This window comes from Pseudomonas sp. IPO3778 (genome assembly GCF_013386825.1).
In the GTDB taxonomy this organism is placed as follows: Bacteria; Pseudomonadota; Gammaproteobacteria; order Pseudomonadales; family Pseudomonadaceae; genus Aquipseudomonas.
In genome coordinates this window covers 46,780-65,485 of sequence record NZ_JACARC010000038.1, presented here as the reverse complement: position 1 = coordinate 65,485, position 18,706 = coordinate 46,780, and the positions used below count along the sequence as shown (strand labels likewise).

Below are 18,706 nucleotides of genomic sequence, written 5' to 3'. Positions count from 1 at the left end.
TGATTACATCAGTCGATGTATTCGAACACCTTCACGATTTTCTGTACGCCCGACACGCTTTGTACCAGGTTGGCGGCGCGGGTGGCTTCTGCCTGGGTCAGCAGGCCCATCATGTAGACGATGCCATTATCGGTGACGATCTTGATCCGGGAGCCGGGAATTCCGCTGTCGGTCAGCATCTGCGTCTTGATCTTGGTGGTCAGCAGGGCATCGTTACTGATTGCCAGCAGCGTGATCGGGTCCATCACCTGCAATTCGTTGTGCACTTTCTTGACCCGTTGAACGGCGGCGGCGGCTTGTTCAGCCTGGGCCTTCAGGTCGGCGCGCGGGGTTTGCCCGGCGAGCAATACCACGCCGTTGAAGCTGACAACGACGATGCGCGAAGCACCGTTGCCCAGGTCTGTCGCGGCCTTGGCGACGTTGACTTCGACCTTGGTTTCGATCAGCGAGTCATCAATTTTGCTGCCGAATGTGCGGGTGCCTCTATCGTCCTGGATGGGCGTATCGCGGCTCGCTTCAATTACCGAGCTGCAGCCGCTGATGCCTAGGCACAGCGTGATTGCCAATAGGCTAAGGCGTTTAACGGTCATTCTTCACTCCCGAACAGTTGGCTGTCGATCAGATCGCACAGGCAGTGGATCGCCAGCAGGTGGACTTCCTGAATACGTGCGGTGACATTGGCCGGGACGCGAATTTCCACGTCTTCGGGCAACAGCAGCGAGGCCATGCCGCCGCCATCACGTCCGGTCAATGCTACGACAATCATTTCGCGGTCATGTGCGGCCTGGATCGCTTGAATAATGTTCGCCGAGTTGCCGCTGGTGGAGATCGCCAGCAGTACGTCGCCTGGCTGGCCGAGGGCACGAATCTGTTTGGAGAAGATTTCGTTGTAGCTGTAGTCGTTGGCGATCGAGGTGATCGTCGAGGTGTCAGTGGTCAGGGCGATGGCCGGCAGGCTCGGGCGCTCACGCTCAAAGCGGTTGAGCAGCTCGGAGGAGAAATGCTGGGCATCGCCGGCCGAACCGCCGTTGCCGCACGAAAGCATTTTGCCTTCGTTGAGCAGGGCGTTGACCATGACCTGACTGGCTTGCTCGATGTGCGGTGCAAGAACTTCCATCGCCTGTTGCTTGGTATCGATGCTGGCCTGGAAAAGCTGGCGAATTCGGGATTGCATGTCCATCTGTGTGACCTTAAGTAGCGCGGCTGTTTGGCACAGGAATGTGCAGCCCGCAAAGCAAAGAGCAAAAGTGTGCGGTGTAGATGTCCGGCGAGTCAGCTGTCAAAGGCATCTTGCAGCCAGTTCAGATCGGCTGTTCCCCGGGGAGTGCTTTCTATGGCAACCACATCGAAACGGCAGGGGTGATCGGCCCAGCGATGCTCCTTGAGCAGGAAAAACTGCGCAGCGAGTATCAGCTTCTGGCGCTTGCGCCCATCGATACTGGCGAGCGCTCCACCCCATTGTGCGTGTTTTCTGTAGCGGACTTCGACAAATACTACTGTATCGCCGTCAAGCATGACCAGATCAAGCTCGCCGCGTTTGCACAACCAGTTCTGCGCCAGGAGGCGCAGACCCTGTTGTTGCAGGTACTCGAGAGCGTGAAGTTCGGCGTCCTTGCCGATTTGTGCGCTTGACCGCTCGGGCATCAGCGCGGGGTGTCAGGCAGGCGCTGGACTTCGCCGCTGACGAACTTCGCCCATGGCATCTGGCGGTCAATGCGCTGGTTGGCACTCACGCCCAGGCTGCCGGAGAGGCCGTCCATGCGTGTGTCCGGCAGCGCCTTGAGTTGCCCCAGGCGCGGCGCCAGGCGATAGGCGTCAACACCCATGGCGTACAGACGACCGAGGCTGCCGTTGGCTTGCGGCCATTGGGCGGCGACCTGGTTGCGCAGCGGGTCGGTGGTGTTGAGCAGCCAAGGGGTTTCGCAGAACATGACGTTGGTCAGGTCCAGGTACTGGTTCTTGTCACCGCTGGCGCTGAACACGTGGGACGTTGCATACACCGGCACATCACCGGCGTACTGGAAGTTCAGGGTCGGCTTGATCTGCTGGGCCAGTTGCGGGGTCACGGCCAGGAAGATGAACTCGATGTCCTGACGGCGCGACGGCTGGGCGGAAACATCCGAACCTACAGTGTTTTGCAGGCTCTTGGCGCGGCCTTCGCTTTTACGCAGCTGGAACAGGTCGGCAATCTGTTGGGCCAGGGCTACCGGCTGGTCAACGTACTCGACGCCTACCACGGTGCCGCCATTGGCTTCCCAATCCTGACGGAAGGCTTTGTAGACGCGTTCGCCCCATTCGCCTTTCGGCACCATGGCAGCGGCGCGGTGCAGGCCGTCGGCGCGGGCGCGTCGGGACACCTCGCGGGCCTCGTCTTCTGCCGCCAGGCCGAACTGGAACAGTTGCGCCGGGTTCTGGTCGGCTTCGCTGTAGTTCAGGGCCAGGGTGGTGATCGGCAACTGCGGGCGCGCGCTGAGCTGCTTGACCAGCGGTTTTTCCAGCGGGCCGACCACCAGTTGCACGCCGGCGGCCTGGGCCTTGGCGTAGAAGTCGTCGATGGAGGTCAGGCGCGAGCTGTCGTAGAACTCGATGACTGGCGGCTTCTGCCCGGCTTGTTCAGCCTGGTAGTGCGCGGCCATGAAACCTTCGCGCAGCGCTTTGGCAACGCCGGCCAGAGGGCCTTCCTGCGGCAGCAGCAGGGCAATTTTGTTCAGCGGCTGGCTGGCCAGTTGCTTGAGCTTGGTCAGCGGCTGTGGCAGTTGCGAGGCGGCAGGGTGGCCAGGGTTCTGGGCGCGCCAGGTGTCGATGGCTGCCTGTTGTTGCTCCAGGGTGCCGGCGCTCTTGACCGCTTGGGCCAGGCTGATCCAGCCGTCCAGCGTCGGGTTGCCGCTGGCTTGCAGCTGTTCGGCGGGCAGGGCGGCAATCAATGCCCAGATGGCTTCGTGGTTGCTGTTGTAAGCGTCACCACTGAGCAGCGGAGCCATGGCCACACGCTCGCGGGCGGCGGCCAGGGTCTGGCCGTCGGCCTCATAAGCGCGGGCATGCACGGTGCCGGTACGGATCTGCTGTTCAGGCGGCAGTTCCTTCAGGCTTTGCAGGCTCGGGTGGTTCAGGGCCGTCAGCGCCGCCTTGGGCTGGTTACGGGCCATCGCCAGTTCAGCCGACAGGGTGCTGGCAAAAACCTGCGCCGCAGGCTTCAGGGCATCCAGTGGCACTTGGGCAAGGATCTGCGCCGAGCGTGCCGCGTTGTTTTGGTGGAACGCCAGGTCAGCCGCACTCAAGCGCAGCAGCGCGGCTTTTTCCGGAGTACTGGCCGAAGTCGCCTGTTCGAGCAGTTGCTCGATGCTGGCATCCGGGGTCCGTGGGAGGTCGCCAAGGCTGGACGAGGGCGAGCTGGCGCAAGCCGCCAACAGGGCAGCGAGGCAGAGGGCAGAGAACAGCCGCAGGCAAGCGATCATGTAAGTGTTCCTGATACCGATCAAATTAGCGTGGAATTGTACCCAAGCACTGGCCGGGGCGCGATGTTACTGGCGTGAAACCGTCTATTTAGGTCGTGTAAATGTTGCAGGACCCTATGGATGGCTGAAATGGAGCCTGCCCGGAGGGCATATTTTCAAGGCGTCTACGCGCTACAATGTGGCTTTTGCCAATCATCGAGGTGTGCGCTTTGACTGCTCCAGGTCCTTTGAATTCCACTGCAGGCTCGCTTTTTGTCGTGGCGACGCCCATTGGCAACCTGGACGACATCAGTGCGCGGGCGCTGAAAGTGTTGCGCGACGTAAAATTGATCGCCGCCGAAGACACTCGGCACTCCCAGCGGTTGATGCAACATTTTGGCATTCCAACGCCGCTGGCGGCTTGCCATGAACATAACGAGCGTGAAGAAGGCAGTCGTTTTATAACCCGTCTGTTGGCGGGCGATGATGTGGCGTTGATCTCGGATGCGGGTACGCCGCTGATTTCCGACCCCGGCTACCACCTGGTTCGCCAGGCGCGGGCCGCAGGTATCAATGTAGTGCCTGTTCCGGGAGCGTGCGCGCTGATTGCTGCATTGTCGGCTGCCGGCTTGCCATCGGACCGTTTTATCTTCGAAGGTTTCCTGCCGGCCAAGGCTGTCGGGCGCCGGGCTCGCCTGGAGTTGGTGAAGGAAGAGCCGCGCACGCTGATCTTCTACGAGGCCCCCCACCGCATTCTTGAGTGCCTGCAAGACATGGAGTTGGTGTTCGGTGGTGACCGTCTGGCCCTGCTGGCCCGCGAAATCACCAAGACCTTCGAAACCCTCAAGGGCCTGCCGCTGGAAGAATTGCGCGCGTTTGTCGAAGGTGACAGTAATCAGCAGCGCGGCGAGTGCGTAGTGCTGGTAGCCGGCTGGTCGGCGCCGGAAAGTGAAGAGGCTGTGGGCAGCGAGGCGATGCGCATTCTTGATCTGCTGCTCAAGGAGATGCCATTAAAGCGCGCCGCCGCCCTGGCCGCTGAAATTACCGGGGTGCGCAAGAACGTCCTGTATCAAGTCGCGCTAGATAAGCAAAAGAGCGAATAGTTCCAGGTTCCAGCCTGCACGCCGTCTGAACATGATGGCATTAGTGTCTTTTAATACTTGTTCTAACGCCGCCGTGCCGTTAACCTGCGCGGCGGAGAGTCGATTGGACAGTCGCTGCCTTCTATGAAAATTAGAGGGGGGAGGAAAGTCCGGGCTCCATAGGGCGAAGTGCCAGGTAATGCCTGGGAGGCGTGAGCCTACGGAAAGTGCCACAGAAAATAACCGCCTAAGTACTTCGGTACCGGTAAGGGTGAAAAGGTGCGGTAAGAGCGCACCGCACGACTGGCAACAGTTCGTGGCTAGGTAAACCCCACTTGGAGCAAGACCAAATAGGGTCCCAAGGCGTGGCCCGCGCTGGGACCGGGTAGGTTGCTAAAGATGTCCAGTGATGGCCATCGTAGACGAATGACTGTTCAAGACAGAACCCGGCTTACAGATCGACTCTCCACCTTTTTTCCTTCTGTCCGAATCACGGGCAGGAACCTGGTAGTAACGCGAGAATCCCTCCCTGCTGAATCATCAGCAGATGCGTCTTCGTAATACCGAAAAAATCTTACTCTTAATAAATTACTTTAACTTTAAGCCCTAGCTCTTTGAGCTATTTGGCGTTATTGAGTCAAAATCGCCGTCGAACTCTCGTTTCTCCTCCCTTTACCTTCCTAAATCTCCGTTCTGTAAGGCTTTTCCTTGAATCCGCGCCTTGACGGTGTGGTGGGCGCATTCCTATAGTGTGCGCAAGTGGCGGAAAGTGGCACAAAGTGGGTTTTTTGGACGTAAAACGCTAAAATTTGGAGAAACGCATCTGTGTTTCGCGGAGCTAACGCTATCAGTCTCGATGCAAAAGGCCGTCTCGCCATGCCGAGCCGGTATCGTGACGAGCTCATTTCGCGAAGTTCCGGACAGTTAATCATCACCATCGATGCCGTTGACCCTTGTTTGTGTGTTTACCCGCTCGATGAGTGGGAGCTGATTGAAACCAAGTTGCGTGCACTGCCTTCGCTGCGTGAAGAGAACCGCCGCCTGCAACGTTTGCTGATTGGTAATGCCGTCGACCTCGAACTCGATGGCAGTGGTCGTTTTCTGGTTCCGCCGCGTCTGCGCGAATACGCCAAGCTGGACAAGCGCGCAATGCTGGTAGGCCAACTGAACAAGTTCCAATTGTGGGACGAAGATGCCTGGGATGCTGTTTCTGCAGCTGACCTGGCTGCTATTCAACAACCGGGCGCCATGCCTGATGAACTGCGTGATTTGATCCTGTGACTATTGATAGCGGCTTTAACCACATCACCGTACTGCTTGACGAAGCCGTTGAGGCTCTCGCCGTACGCGCGGATGGCTGCTATTTGGATGGCACCTTCGGCAGGGGCGGGCACAGTCGGCTGATCCTCAGCCAGCTGGGTTCGGACGGGAAGCTCCTCGGGTTCGACAAAGACCCTCAAGCGATTGCCACCGGGCAAGCGCTAGCGGCCGAAGACGGCCGCTTTGTCGTTGTGCAGCGCAGCTTTGCCGAGCTCGGCGCGGAAGTCGCCGAACGTGGCATGGCAGGCAAGGTGGCCGGGGTTTTGCTGGACCTGGGCGTCTCTTCGCCGCAGCTGGACGACCCGGAGCGCGGTTTCAGTTTCATGAACGACGGCCCGCTCGACATGCGCATGGACCCCAGCCGTGGCGTCAGTGCTGCGCAGTTCATCGCCACCGCACCCCATGAAGAAATTACCCGTGTGTTCAAGGAATACGGCGAAGAGCGCTTTGCCGGCCGCATGGCGCGCGCCGTTGTCGAACGCCGGGAAATCCAGCCGTTCGAACGCACCGCTGATCTGGCTGAAGTGCTGAAAGTCGCCAACCCGGCGTGGGAAAAGGGCAAGAACCCGGCTACCCGTGCGTTCCAGGGCCTGCGCATTCACGTCAATAACGAATTGGGTGATCTGGAGGCCGGCCTCGAAGCCGCTCTGGACGCGCTGGAAGTGGGCGGTCGCCTGGTGGTGATCAGCTTCCACTCCCTGGAAGACCGCATCGTCAAATTGTTCATGCGACGTCTGGTCAAGGGCGAATCCGACAACCTGCCGCGCAACCTGCCGGTACGTTACGAAGCCTTTGTGCCGAAAATCAAAATCCATGGCAAAGCGCAGTTCGCTTCCGAAGCCGAACTCAAGGCCAACCCACGTGCCCGTAGCGCTGTCATGCGCGTTGCGGAGAAGTTGCGGTGAGCAAGCTTTTCGCCAAGCCCCTTCCGGGCGGCAGCTTCTTTATGTTGCTGTTGTTTATTGGCGTGCTGGTGTCCGCGATCGCGGTGTCCTACAGCGCCCACTACAACCGTCAATTGCTCAATACCCTGTACGGGGAATTGAGCGTGCGCGACAAGGCGCAGGCGGAGTGGGGTCGGTTGATCCTTGAGCAAAGCACCTGGACCGCCCACAGCCGCATCGAAGTGCTGGCCACTGAACAGTTGAAGATGCACATCCCGGGCGCTGCAGAAGTTCGCATGGTGGCGCCATGATGAAACTCGAGGGCGCACTTTACCCGTGGCGGTTCCGTTTGGTGCTGGGGTTGCTGGCACTGATGGTGGGCGCGATTGCCTGGCGGATTATCGACCTGCAAGTGGTGGACCGTGACTTCCTGATCGGCGAGGGCAATGCCCGAAGCCTGCGTCATATCCCGATTCCTGCACACCGCGGCCTGATCACCGACCGTAACGGCGAGCCCCTGGCCGTCAGTACCCCGGTGACCACCCTGTGGGCCAACGCCAAGGAAATGCAGACCGCCAAGGACAAGTGGCCGGAGCTGGCTGCCGCCCTGGGCCAGGACCCGAAAGCCCTGAGCGAGCGTCTCGAGGCCCAGGCCAATAAAGAATTCATCTACCTGGTTCGCGGCCTGACCCCCGAACAAGGTCAGCAAGTGCTCGATCTTAAAGTCCCCGGTGTCTACGGCATCGAGGAATTTCGGCGTTTCTACCCTGCCGGCGAAACCACCGCCCATATGGTGGGTTTCACCGACATTGATGATCACGGTCGCGAAGGTGTGGAACTCGCCTACGACGAATGGCTGGCCGGGGTTCCCGGCAAACGACAGGTCATCAAGGATCGGCGCGGCAGACTGATCAAGGATGTCCAGGTCACCAAAAACGCCAAGGCCGGTAAGCCCTTGGCGTTGTCGATTGACCTGCGCCTGCAATACCTGGCCAACCGTGAGCTGCGTAACGCCATCATCGAGAACGGCGCGAAAGCCGGCAGCCTGGTGATCATGGACGTGAAGACCGGCGAGATTCTGGCCATGGTCAACCAGCCGACCTACAACCCCAACAACCGTCGCAACCTGCAACCGGCGATGATGCGCAACCGCGCGATGATCGACGTGTTCGAGCCGGGTTCGACCATGAAAGCCATCTCCATGAGTGCCGCCCTGGAAACCGGTCGCTGGAAGCCCAGCGACAAGGTCGAGGTGTACCCGGGCACCCTGCAGTTGGGCAAATACACCATTCGTGACGTGTCTCGCTCCGAAGGTCCGGTGCTGGATCTGACAGGTATCCTGATCAACTCCAGTAACGTGGGCATGAGTAAAGTCGCGTTCGATATCGGCGGCGAAGCCATCTATCACCTCGCGCAAAAAGTCGGCCTGGGCCAACCCACCGGCCTGGACTTCCCGGGCGAGCGTGTGGGCAACCTGCCGAACTACCGTGACTGGAAAAAGGCCGAGACCGCAACGCTTTCCTACGGTTATGGCCTGTCGGTGACCGCCATCCAGCTGGCCCATGCCTTCTCGGTATTGGCCAACAACGGCCGCATGGTGCCGCTGAGCCTGATCCACCTCGACGAGGCACCGCCATCGACCCAGGTGATCCCGGAAAACGTCGCCAAGACCATGCAGGGCATGTTGGAACAAGTGATCGAAGCGCCGCGCGGTGTATTCCGTGCCAAGGTGCCGGCGTATCACGTGGCAGGCAAGTCCGGTACCGCACGTAAAACCGCCGTGGGCACCAAGGGCTACGCCGAAAACTCCTACCGTTCGCTGTTCGCAGGCTTCGGCCCGATGAGCGATCCGCGTTACGCCATCGTTGTGGTTATTGATGAGCCGAGCAAAGCCGGCTACTTCGGCGGCCTGGTATCGGCACCGGTGTTCAGCAAGGTGATGTCCGGGACGTTGCGCCTGATGAACATCACGCCGGACAACCTGCCGGATACCCAACAAGCGAACGCCGGACCGCCGGCCGCTGCTGCAAAAGCCAATGGAGGGCGCGGCTGATGTCTCTTAGCCTGAACAAGATTTTTGCCCACGCTGGCCGCGATCTGCTGATTCGCGAGTTGACCCTGGACAGCCGTAACGTGCGAGCCGGCGACCTGTTCCTGGCCGTGCCGGGCGGCAAGTTCGACGGCCGTGACCATATCGCCGATGCATTGAAGCGCGGCGCCGCGGCAGTGGCCTATGAAGTGGAAGGCGCCACCGTGTTGCCGATCACCGACGTGCCCCTGATTCCGGTCAAGGGCCTGGCGGCGCAACTGTCGGACATCGCCGGGCGCTTTTATGGCGACCCGAGCCGCACCCTGAACCTCGTAGGCGTGACCGGCACCAACGGGAAGACCAGCGTGACCCAACTGGTCGCCCAGGCGCTTGACCTGCTGGGCCAGCACTGCGGCATCGTCGGCACCCTGGGCACCGGCTTCTATGGTGCGCTGGAAAGCGGCCTGCACACCACGCCTAACCCGATTGCCGTGCAAGCGACCCTGGCCGACCTGAAAAAGGCTGGCGCCAAGGCGGTTGCCATGGAAGTCTCCTCCCACGGCCTGGACCAAGGCCGCGTGACCGCCCTGGCGTTCGACGTGGCAGTGATGACCAACCTGTCCCGCGATCACCTGGATTACCACGGCACCATGGAGGCGTACGCTGCCACCAAGGCCCGGCTGTTTGCCTGGAATGACCTGAAGTGTCGCGTGGTCAACCTGGACGACGAATTCGGTCGCCAGCTGGCCGCCGCCAAGGGTGATGGCCGCCTGATCAGCTACAGCCTGGAAGATTCCAGCGCCTACCTGTATTGCCGTGAAGCCACCTTCGATGACGAAGGCGTGCGCGCCACCCTGGTTACGCCCCAGGGCGAGCACCATTTGCGCAGCACCTTGCTCGGGCGTTTCAACCTGAGCAATGTATTGGCGGCCGTCGGCGCCTTGCTCGGCCTGGATTACGCCCTGGATGAAATCCTGCGCGTGCTGCCGAAGCTGGAAGGCCCGGCCGGTCGCATGCAGCGCCTTGGCGGCGGTACTCAGCCGCTGGTGGTGGTCGATTACGCTCACACGCCAGACGCTCTGGAAAAAATCCTGCAAGCCCTGCGTCCCCACGCCAAGGGCAAGCTGCTGTGCCTGTTCGGCTGTGGCGGTGACCGCGATCGCGGCAAGCGCCCGCTGATGGCTGAAATCGTCGAACGCCTGGCCGACGGTGTGCTCGTCACCGACGACAACCCGCGCAGCGAAGAGCCAAGCCGGATTTTCGACGATATCCGTGCAGGGTTTACCGACGTCTCCAGCGTGACCTTCGTTGCCGGCCGCGGTGCAGCCATCGCCCAATTGATCGCCAGCGCCAGCGCTGACGACGTGGTGGTGCTGGCCGGTAAAGGCCACGAGGACTACCAGGAAATCAACGGCGAACGCCATGCCTTCTCCGATCTGGTCGAGGCCGATCACGCCCTGACCGCATGGGAGGTGGCCCATGCTTAAGGCGCTTAAGTTCAGCGAACTGACTCAAGCGCTGTCGGCCCGCGTTTTGTCGGCGGATTGCAGCTTTGACGGCGTAAGCATCGACAGCCGGACGATCAAGCCCGGGCAACTGTTTGTTGCCTTGGCCGGCCCGAGTTTTGATGGCCATAACTACCTGAACGACGTTGCTGCCAAAGGCGCTGTCGGTGCCTTGGTGCAGCGCAAAGTCGCTGACTCGACGCTGCCGCAGTTGCTGGTAGCCGATACCCGCCTGGCCCTCGGCCAGCTGGGTGCCTTGAATCGCGCGGCGTTCACCCAGCCTTTGGCAGCGATCACCGGCTCCAGCGGCAAAACCACCGTGAAAGAATTGCTGGCCGGCATCCTGCGCACGCGCGGCCCGGTCCTGGCCACTCGCGGTAACCTGAACAATGACTTCGGCGCTCCGCTGACCCTGCTTGAACTGGCTCCGGAACACACGGCCGCCGTGATCGAGTTGGGGGCTTCGCGTATCGGCGAAATCGCCTACACCGTGGCCATGACCAAGCCTCACGTTGCGGTGATCAACAACGCTGGCACCGCCCACGTGGGCGAGTTCGGTGGCCCTGAAAAGATCGTTGAAGCCAAGGGCGAAATCCTTGAGGGTCTCGATGCATCCGGCACGGCCGTGCTCAACCTCGACGACAAGGCCTTTGAAACCTGGCGTGTACGCGCCGCCGGTCGCCACGTCCTGAGCTTCGCGGTACACAACGCCGCTGCCGATTTCCACGCGTCGAATATTACGGTCGACGCCCGTGGCTGCCCGGCCTTCACCCTGCACACTCCGCAAGGTGATGAGCACGTACAACTGAACCTGCTGGGCAACCATAACGTCGCCAACGCCCTGGCCGCCGCCGCCGCCGCCCATGTGCTGGGGGTGTCGTTGTTCGGCATTGCCACCGGCCTTGGCGCCGTGCAACCGGTCAAGGGGCGCACCGTCGCGCAACTGGCCAGCAACGGCATGCGCGTGATCGATGACACCTACAACGCCAACCAGTCTTCCATCTGCGCCGCCATCGACCTGCTGACCGGTTTCGACGGTCGCAAGGTGCTGGTGCTGGGGGACATCGCCGAATTGGGCGAGTGGGCCGAACAGTCTCACCGTGAAGTCGGCACGTATGCCGCCGGCAAGGTCGATGCCCTGTACGCCGTTGGGCCGAACATGCTTCACGCCGTGGATACCTTCGGGCCGGGCGCCAGGCATTTCGCCAGCCAGGCCGAACTGATCCAGGCGCTGAGCGCGACCGAACAAGACAAACACACCACTATTTTGATCAAGGGATCGCGCAGCGCGGTGATGGAAAACGTCGTCGCCGCCTTGTGTGGCTCAAGTACGGAGAAACATTAATGCTGCTGCTGCTGGCTGAGTATCTGCAACAGTTCCACAAAGGCTTCGCGGTCTTTCAGTACCTGACCCTGCGCGGGATTCTGGGTGTGCTGACCGCGTTGTCGTTGTCGCTGTTCCTGGGGCCATGGATGATCCGCACCCTGCAAAGCCTGCAGATCGGCCAGTCCGTGCGCAACGACGGCCCGCAGTCGCACCTGTCCAAATCCGGCACACCCACCATGGGCGGCGCGCTGATCCTGTCGTCCATCGGCATCAGTACGCTGCTGTGGGCCGACCTGCATAACCGCTATGTCTGGACCGTGTTGCTGGTGACTCTGTTGTTCGGCGCCATCGGCTGGGTCGATGACTACCGCAAGGTGATCGAGAAGAACTCCAAGGGGCTGCCAAGCCGCTGGAAGTATTTCTGGCAATCGGTGTTCGGTCTCGGCGCGGCGATCTTCCTCTATACGACGGCGCCAAGCGCGGTGGAAACCACCCTGATCATCCCGATGCTCAAGGACGCCAGCATTCCACTGGGTATTGGTTTCGTGGTGCTGACCTACTTTGTGATCGTTGGCTCCAGCAATGCGGTCAACCTGACAGATGGCCTCGACGGCCTGGCGATCATGCCGACGGTGATGGTGGGCGGCGCGCTCGGCATCTTCTGCTACCTGTCGGGTAACGTGAAATTCGCGGAATACCTGCTGATCCCGTATGTCCCGGGCGCGGGTGAATTGATTGTGTTCTGCGGCGCGTTGATCGGTGCTGGCCTCGGTTTCCTGTGGTTCAACACCTATCCGGCACAAGTCTTCATGGGCGACGTCGGCGCGCTGGCGCTGGGCGCGGCCCTGGGCACCATCGCGGTGATCGTCCGCCAGGAAATCGTCCTGTTCATCATGGGCGGCGTGTTCGTGATGGAAACCCTGTCGGTGGTGATCCAGGTTGCCTCCTTCAAATTGACCGGGCGCCGCGTGTTCCGCATGGCGCCGATTCACCACCACTTTGAACTCAAGGGCTGGCCCGAGCCGCGGGTGATTGTCCGTTTCTGGATCATCACCGTGATTCTGGTCCTGGTCGGCCTTGCCACCCTGAAACTGAGGTAGAAACGAGTGTCCCTGATCGCTTCAGACCACTTCCGCATCGTTGTCGGCCTCGGCAAGAGCGGCATGTCCCTGGTTCGCTTCCTGGCGAACCGGGGCACGTCGTTCGCCGTGGCCGATACGCGGGAAAATCCACCGGAGCTGGTCACGCTGCGCCGTGACTACCCGCACGTGGAAGTGCGTTGTGGCGACTTGGATGTCGAGTTTCTGTGCCGTGCCGACGAGCTTTACGTGAGCCCCGGCCTGGCCCTGGCGACCCCGGCTTTGCAAGCGGCTGCGGCCCGTGGCGTGAAGTTGTCCGGCGATATCGAGCTGTTTGCGCGTAACGCGAAGGCGCCGATCGTGGCCATCAGCGGTTCCAATGCAAAAAGCACCGTCACCACCCTGGTGGGCGAGATGGCGGCTGCGGCCGGCAAGCGTGTGGCGGTGGGCGGCAACCTTGGTACGCCGGCGCTGGACCTGCTCAGCGACGACGTCGAGCTGTACGTGATGGAACTGTCGAGCTTCCAGCTGGAAACCACCGACCAGCTCAACGCTGAAGTGGCCACCGTGCTGAATGTCAGCGAAGACCACATGGACCGCTACAGCGGCCTGCCGGCGTATCACCTGGCCAAGCACCGGATCTTCCGTGGCGCACGGCAAGTGGTGGTCAACCGCCAGGATGCCCTGAGCCGTCCGCTGATCGGCGAAGGCTTGCCGTGCTGGACCTTCGGCCTGAACAAACCTGACTTCAAGGCGTTCGGCCTTCGGGAGGAGAACGGCGAGAAATACCTGGCCTTCGAATTCCAGAACCTGATGCCCGTTCGCGAACTGAAAATCCGTGGTGCCCACAACCAGGCCAATGCCCTGGCGGCGCTGGCCCTCGGTCATGCGGTGGGTTTGCCGTTCGACGCCATGCTGTCGGCCCTGCGCACCTTCGCCGGGCTTGAGCATCGCTGCCAGTGGGTGCGTGACCTGGATGGCGTCGGCTATTACAACGATTCCAAGGCCACCAACGTCGGTGCGGCGCTTGCTGCCATCGAAGGTTTGGGGGCTGATATTCAAGGCAAGGTCGTGCTGATCGCCGGTGGCGACGGCAAGGGCGCCGACTTCAAGGACCTTAAAGGCCCGGTCGCTGCCAATTGCCGCGCCGTGGTGTTGATGGGCCGTGATTCCGGTTTGATCGCCGATGCCTTGGGCGATGCCGTGCCCCAGGTGCGCGCGCAATCCTTGGACGACGCCATCGCCCACTCCAAAGCCCTGGCCCAGCCGGGTGATGTGGTGCTGCTGTCGCCTGCCTGCGCCAGTTTCGACATGTTCAAGAACTACGAAGAGCGTGGCCAGCTGTTCGCCCGCGCCGTGGAGGCCTTGGCATGAGTATCAATTTCCGCAACATCATCAAGCCGTACCCATCGCCGATCATCACCGGGCGCGGGGTCGACCTGGATTTCCCGATGCTCGCCGGTTGCCTCGCGCTGCTGGGCCTGGGGCTGGTGATGATCACCTCGGCGTCCTCGGAAGTGGCTGCGGTGCAGTCGGGCAACACCCTTTACATGATGATCCGCCACCTGGTGTACCTGGTGATTGGCCTGGGTGCGTGCATCGTCACCATGATGATCCCGATTGCCACCTGGCAGCGCCTGGGTTGGCTGATGCTGGTGGGCGCGTTCGGTCTGCTGATCATGGTGATCCTGCCCGGCATCGGGCGTGAGGTGAACGGCTCGATGCGCTGGATCGGCTTCGGTGCGTTCAACGTGCAGCCGTCGGAAATCGCCAAGGTGTTCGTGGTGATCTACCTCGCCGGTTACCTGGTGCGACGTCAGAAAGAAGTACGCGAAAGCTGGATGGGCTTCTTCAAGCCGTTCATCGTGCTGCTGCCCATGGCCGGCCTGTTGCTGATGGAGCCGGACTTCGGTGCCACCGTCGTGATGATGGGGGCGGCGGCAGCGATGCTGTTCCTCGGTGGCGTGGGCCTGTTCCGCTTCACCTTGATGGTGGTGCTGGCGGTGGCCGCGGTGACGATTCTGGTGCAGGCGCAACCCTACCGGATGGCCCGTCTGATTACCTTTACCGACCCGTGGTCCGATCAGTTCGGTTCCGGCTACCAGTTGACCCAGGCGCTGATCGCCTTCGGTCGCGGCGAGTGGCTGGGCGTGGGCCTGGGCAACAGCGTGCAGAAGCAGTTCTACCTGCCGGAAGCCCACACTGACTTCGTGTTCTCGGTACTCGCTGAAGAGCTGGGCGTGGTCGGTTCGCTGTGCACCGTCGCGCTGTTTGTGTTCGTGTGTGTACGCGGCATGTACATCGGCTTGTGGGCCGAAAAGGCCAAGCAATATTTTGCCGCGTACGTGGCGTACGGCTTGTCGTTCCTGTGGATCGGCCAGTTCCTGATCAACATCGGGGTGAACGTCGGCTTGCTGCCGACCAAGGGCCTGACCTTGCCGTTCCTCAGTTACGGCGGCAGTTCGTTGGTGATTTGCTGCGCCTGTCTCGGGTTATTGCTGCGCATCGAGTGGGAGAGTCGAACCCACCTGGGCAGCGAAGAGATGGAGTTCAGCGAAAGCGACTTCGCCGAGGAGCCGAACCATGGGCGCTAACGTGCTGATCATGGCAGGCGGCACCGGTGGCCACGTGTTCCCGGCGCTGGCCTGCGCCCGTGAGTTCCAGAGCCGTGGCTACACCGTGCATTGGCTTGGCACGCCCCGTGGCATTGAAAATGATTTGGTCCCGAATGCCGGCTTGCCCCTGCATTTGATCAACGTCACCGGCTTGCGTGGCAAGGGCAAGTTGTCCCTGCTCAAGGCGCCGTTCGTGTTGCTCAAGGCCGTATGGCAGGCGCGCAAGGTGATCCGTGAAGTGAAGCCAGTGTGTGCGCTGGGCTTTGGTGGTTACGTGACCGGCCCTGGTGGTGTCGCGGCAAAGCTCGCCGGCGTGCCGGTGATCGTGCACGAGCAGAACGCCGTGGCCGGCACCGCCAACCGTCTGCTGGTGCCGTTGGCTGCCCGGGTGTGCGAGGCCTTCCCGAAGACCTTTGGTGCTGCGGACAAACTGCGCACCACCGGCAACCCGGTGCGTACCGAACTGTTCATGGACATTGCCCGCCAGCCATTGGCCGGTCGCAAGGCTCACCTGTTGATCCTGGGCGGAAGCCTGGGCGCCGAGCCCTTGAACAAATTGCTGCCTGAAGCGGTGGCGCAACTCCCCGAGGAGCTGCGCCCCGAGATCTTCCATCAGGCCGGCAAGAACCACGATGAAGTGACCGCCACGCGCTATCGCGATGCTGGCGTCGAGGCGAATGTACAGCCCTTCATCAAAGACATGGCCCAAGCCTATGGCTGGGCCGACCTGGTGGTCTGTCGCGCAGGTGCGCTGACCGTCAGTGAACTGGCCGCCGCCGGTCTGCCGTCCTTGCTGGTGCCTCTGCCCCACGCCATCGACGATCACCAGACCCGCAACGCCGAATATTTGGCCGGGGAGGGCGCTGCCTTCCTGCTGCCGCAAAGAACGACTGGCGCCGCCGATTTGGCTGCACGCCTGACCGAGGTTTTGATGCAACCGGAACGACTGAACAGCATGGCGAGCACCGCAAGCCGCCTGGCCAAACCTGACGCAACTCGCACCGTGGTCGATATCTGCCTGGAGGTGGCCCATGGTTGAGAATCAGAAAGCCATGCCACAACCGGAAATGCGCCGCATCCGTCGCATCCACTTCGTCGGTATCGGCGGCGTGGGCATGTGCGGCATCGCTGAAGTGTTGCTGAACCTGGGTTACCAGGTGTCCGGCTCCGACCTGAAAATGTCGCCGGTCACCGAGCGCCTGGAATCGTTTGGCGCCAAAATCTTTATCGGCCACCGCGCCGAGAACGCTGCCGAAGCCGACGTGCTGGTGGTCTCCAGTGCCGTGAACACCTCCAACCCGGAAGTGGCCACGGCCCTTGAACGCCGTATTCCGGTGGTGCCGCGCGCCGAGATGCTGGCAGAGCTGATGCGCTACCGCCACGGCATCGCCGTCGCCGGTACCCACGGCAAAACCACCACCACCAGCCTGATCGCCTCGGTGTTCGCGGCCGGTGGCCTGGACCCGACGTTCGTCATCGGAGGCCGCCTGAATGCAGCCGGCACCAATGCACAACTGGGCACCAGCCGTTACCTGATCGCCGAAGCCGATGAAAGCGACGCCAGCTTCCTGCACCTGCAACCGCTGGTGGCCGTGGTGACCAACATCGACGCCGACCACATGGCGACCTACGACGGTGACTTCAACAAACTGAAGAAAACCTTCGTCGAGTTCCTGCACAACCTGCCGTTCTACGGTTTGGCCGTGGTGTGCCTGGACGATCCGGTGGTGCGTGAAATCCTGCCGCTGGTCAAGCGTCCGACCGTGACCTACGGCTTCAGCGAAGACTGCGACGTGCGTGCGATCAATGTGCGCCAGCAGGGCATGCAGACCTTCTTCACCGTGTTGCGCCCTGACCGCGAGCCGCTGGATGTTTCGGTGAACATGCCGGGCAACCACAACGTACTCAACTCCCTGGCAACCATCTGCATCGCCTCCGACGAAGGCGTCAGCGATGAAGCCATCGTTGAAGGCCTGTCGGGTTTTGCCGGTGTGGGGCGTCGCTTCCAGGTCTACGGCGAACTGCCGGTGGACGGCGGCAACGTAATGCTGGTGGACGACTACGGTCATCACCCGACCGAAGTCGCAGCGGTGATCAAGGCCGTACGCGGTGGCTGGCCGGAGCGTCGCCTGGTGATGGTGTACCAGCCGCATCGCTACAGCCGTACCCGCGACCTGTACGACGATTTCGTCAATGTACTGGCTGACGCCAACGTGCTGTTGCTGATGGAGGTCTACCCCGCCGGTGAAGAACCGATCCCGGGGGCCGACAGCCGCAAGCTGTGCAACAGCATCCGTCAACGTGGCCAGTTGGACCCGATCTACATCGAGCGCGGTGTGGACCTCGCACCGATCGTCAAGCCGCTGCTGCGTGCCGGCGACATTCTGCTGTGCCAGGGTGCCGGTGATATCGGTGGTCTCGCGCCTAAATTGCTGGCAAGCCCGCTGTTTGCCGCTGCGCAGGGGAAGTCCAAATGACCACTGACTACGGCTCCCTGTTCTCCACGATCCAACCCGCCGACTTCGGCCGCGTGGCGGTGCTGTTCGGTGGCAAGAGCGCTGAGCGTGAAGTGTCGCTGAAGTCCGGCAACGCCGTGCTGGAAGCGTTGCAGAGCGCGGGCGTGAATGCGTTCGGTATCGACGTGGGCGATGACTTCCTGTCGCGCCTGCAGGCCGAGAAGATCGACCGCGCCTTCATCATTCTTCATGGCCGTGGCGGTGAAGACGGCAGCATGCAAGGCCTGCTGGAGTGCCTGGGCATTCCGTACACCGGCAGCGGCATCCTGGCTTCGGCACTGGCCATGGACAAGTTGCGCACCAAACAGGTGTGGCACAGCCTGGGTATTCCGACCCCGCGTCACAGCGTGCTGTGCAGCGAAGACGATTGTATTTCTGCAGCCAAGGAACTGGGCCTCCCTTTGATCGTCAAACCAGCCCATGAAGGCTCCAGTATCGGCATGGCTAAAGTGAACTCAGCCGCCGAATTGATTGACGCATGGAAAGCGGCCAGTACCTACGATTCGCAAGTGTTGGTGGAACAGTGGATTCAAGGTCCCGAGTTCACCATCGCTACGCTGCGTGGCCAGGTATTGCCGCCTATCGCATTGGGCACGCCCCACACCTTTTACGACTACGACGCCAAGTATGTGGCTTCCGATACCCAGTACCGGATCCCGTGCGGCCTCGACGCAACCAAGGAACAGGAATTGATGGACCTCACGGCGAAAGCCTGTGAGGCGCTGGGTATCGCCGGTTGGGCGCGGGCAGACGTGATGCAGGATGACCAAGGGCATTTCTGGTTCCTTGAAGTCAACACCGCACCCGGGATGACCGACCATAGCCTGGTACCCATGGCCGCTCGTGCCGCCGGTCTGGATTTCCAGCAGTTGGTGCTGGCGATCCTGGCAGCAAGCATTGAGCCTAGAGGCTAAG

At 61.5% G+C, this 18,706-nt stretch carries 17 protein-coding genes and 1 other RNA gene; 14 read left to right on the top strand and 4 right to left on the bottom strand.

What is annotated here, in order from left to right:
• Positions 1-8: 8 nt before the first annotated feature.
• The 4 genes from HX855_RS20120 to HX855_RS20105 form a co-directional block, all read right to left on the bottom strand.
• Positions 9-590: a BON domain-containing protein gene (locus HX855_RS20120; RefSeq protein WP_177084155.1), complete on the bottom strand. Its 582-nt coding sequence runs from the start codon at positions 588-590 to the stop codon at positions 9-11.
• The gene (locus tag HX855_RS20115; protein ID WP_046819003.1) at positions 587-1,180 is read right to left on the bottom strand and encodes a phosphoheptose isomerase; all 594 of its coding nucleotides are present in this window, start codon (positions 1,178-1,180) and stop codon (positions 587-589) included. The genes HX855_RS20120 and HX855_RS20115 overlap by 4 nt, the downstream gene beginning before the upstream one ends.
• Before the next feature lie 92 nt (positions 1,181-1,272).
• Entirely contained in the window at positions 1,273-1,644 is a 372-nt protein-coding gene (locus tag HX855_RS20110; protein ID WP_177084154.1) for a YraN family protein, read from the bottom strand.
• Positions 1,644-3,455, bottom strand: a complete 1,812-nt coding sequence (locus HX855_RS20105) for a penicillin-binding protein activator (protein ID WP_177084153.1) — start codon at positions 3,453-3,455, stop codon at positions 1,644-1,646. Before HX855_RS20105 ends, HX855_RS20110 begins: the two co-directional genes overlap by 1 nt.
• A 176-nt stretch (positions 3,456-3,631) precedes the next feature.
• On the opposite strand from HX855_RS20105, the gene rsmI reads away from it, so the two are divergent.
• The 14 genes from rsmI to HX855_RS20035 all read left to right on the top strand — a co-directional run bounded on the left by rsmI (position 3,632) and on the right by HX855_RS20035 (position 18,705).
• The gene (gene rsmI, locus HX855_RS20100) at positions 3,632-4,537 is read left to right on the top strand and encodes a 16S rRNA (cytidine(1402)-2'-O)-methyltransferase (RefSeq protein ID WP_177084152.1); all 906 of its coding nucleotides are present in this window, start codon (positions 3,632-3,634) and stop codon (positions 4,535-4,537) included.
• 95 nt (positions 4,538-4,632) lie between these two features.
• An RNA gene (gene rnpB / locus HX855_RS20095) (RNase P RNA component class A) lies at positions 4,633-4,986 on the top strand.
• Between the two features lie 355 nt (positions 4,987-5,341).
• Positions 5,342-5,797 carry a division/cell wall cluster transcriptional repressor MraZ gene (gene mraZ, locus HX855_RS20090; RefSeq protein WP_003171868.1) on the top strand — a complete coding sequence of 152 codons (456 nt, stop codon included), beginning with the start codon at positions 5,342-5,344 and terminating at the stop codon, positions 5,795-5,797.
• On the top strand, positions 5,794-6,741 hold the full coding sequence (rsmH, locus tag HX855_RS20085) for a 16S rRNA (cytosine(1402)-N(4))-methyltransferase RsmH (RefSeq protein ID WP_375140088.1): 948 nt from the start codon (positions 5,794-5,796) through the stop codon (positions 6,739-6,741). Before mraZ ends, rsmH begins: the two co-directional genes overlap by 4 nt.
• Positions 6,738-7,031: a cell division protein FtsL gene (ftsL, locus tag HX855_RS20080; protein ID WP_016974244.1), complete on the top strand. Its 294-nt coding sequence runs from the start codon at positions 6,738-6,740 to the stop codon at positions 7,029-7,031. Before rsmH ends, ftsL begins: the two co-directional genes overlap by 4 nt.
• Positions 7,031-8,773, top strand: coding sequence for a penicillin-binding protein 2 (locus HX855_RS20075; protein ID WP_177084413.1), 1,743 nt, complete (start codon positions 7,031-7,033; stop codon positions 8,771-8,773). The genes ftsL and HX855_RS20075 overlap by 1 nt, the downstream gene beginning before the upstream one ends.
• On the top strand, positions 8,773-10,236 hold the full coding sequence (locus HX855_RS20070; protein WP_177084150.1) for a UDP-N-acetylmuramoyl-L-alanyl-D-glutamate--2,6-diaminopimelate ligase: 1,464 nt from the start codon (positions 8,773-8,775) through the stop codon (positions 10,234-10,236). The genes HX855_RS20075 and HX855_RS20070 overlap by 1 nt, the downstream gene beginning before the upstream one ends.
• A complete protein-coding gene (murF, locus tag HX855_RS20065) occupies positions 10,229-11,599 on the top strand; it encodes a UDP-N-acetylmuramoyl-tripeptide--D-alanyl-D-alanine ligase (protein ID WP_177084148.1) in 1,371 nt (456 codons plus the stop codon). The genes HX855_RS20070 and murF overlap by 8 nt, the downstream gene beginning before the upstream one ends.
• The gene (gene mraY, locus HX855_RS20060) at positions 11,599-12,681 is read left to right on the top strand and encodes a phospho-N-acetylmuramoyl-pentapeptide-transferase (RefSeq protein WP_094951289.1); all 1,083 of its coding nucleotides are present in this window, start codon (positions 11,599-11,601) and stop codon (positions 12,679-12,681) included. Before murF ends, mraY begins: the two co-directional genes overlap by 1 nt.
• Positions 12,682-12,687: 6 nt before the next feature.
• Positions 12,688-14,034 (top strand): UDP-N-acetylmuramoyl-L-alanine--D-glutamate ligase, encoded by a 1,347-nt coding sequence (murD, locus tag HX855_RS20055; RefSeq protein WP_177084146.1) that lies wholly within the window; start codon positions 12,688-12,690, stop codon positions 14,032-14,034.
• Complete coding sequence (gene ftsW / locus HX855_RS20050; protein ID WP_177084144.1) at positions 14,031-15,254, top strand: putative lipid II flippase FtsW; 1,224 nt, start codon at positions 14,031-14,033, stop codon at positions 15,252-15,254. The genes murD and ftsW overlap by 4 nt, the downstream gene beginning before the upstream one ends.
• Entirely contained in the window at positions 15,244-16,314 is a 1,071-nt protein-coding gene (gene murG / locus HX855_RS20045) for an undecaprenyldiphospho-muramoylpentapeptide beta-N-acetylglucosaminyltransferase (protein WP_177084142.1), read from the top strand. Before ftsW ends, murG begins: the two co-directional genes overlap by 11 nt.
• Positions 16,307-17,752, top strand: coding sequence for a UDP-N-acetylmuramate--L-alanine ligase (murC, locus tag HX855_RS20040; RefSeq protein WP_003216219.1), 1,446 nt, complete (start codon positions 16,307-16,309; stop codon positions 17,750-17,752). Before murG ends, murC begins: the two co-directional genes overlap by 8 nt.
• Positions 17,749-18,705, top strand: a complete 957-nt coding sequence (locus HX855_RS20035; protein ID WP_177084141.1) for a D-alanine--D-alanine ligase — start codon at positions 17,749-17,751, stop codon at positions 18,703-18,705. Before murC ends, HX855_RS20035 begins: the two co-directional genes overlap by 4 nt.
• The last annotated feature ends 1 nt before the right edge of the window (position 18,706 follow it).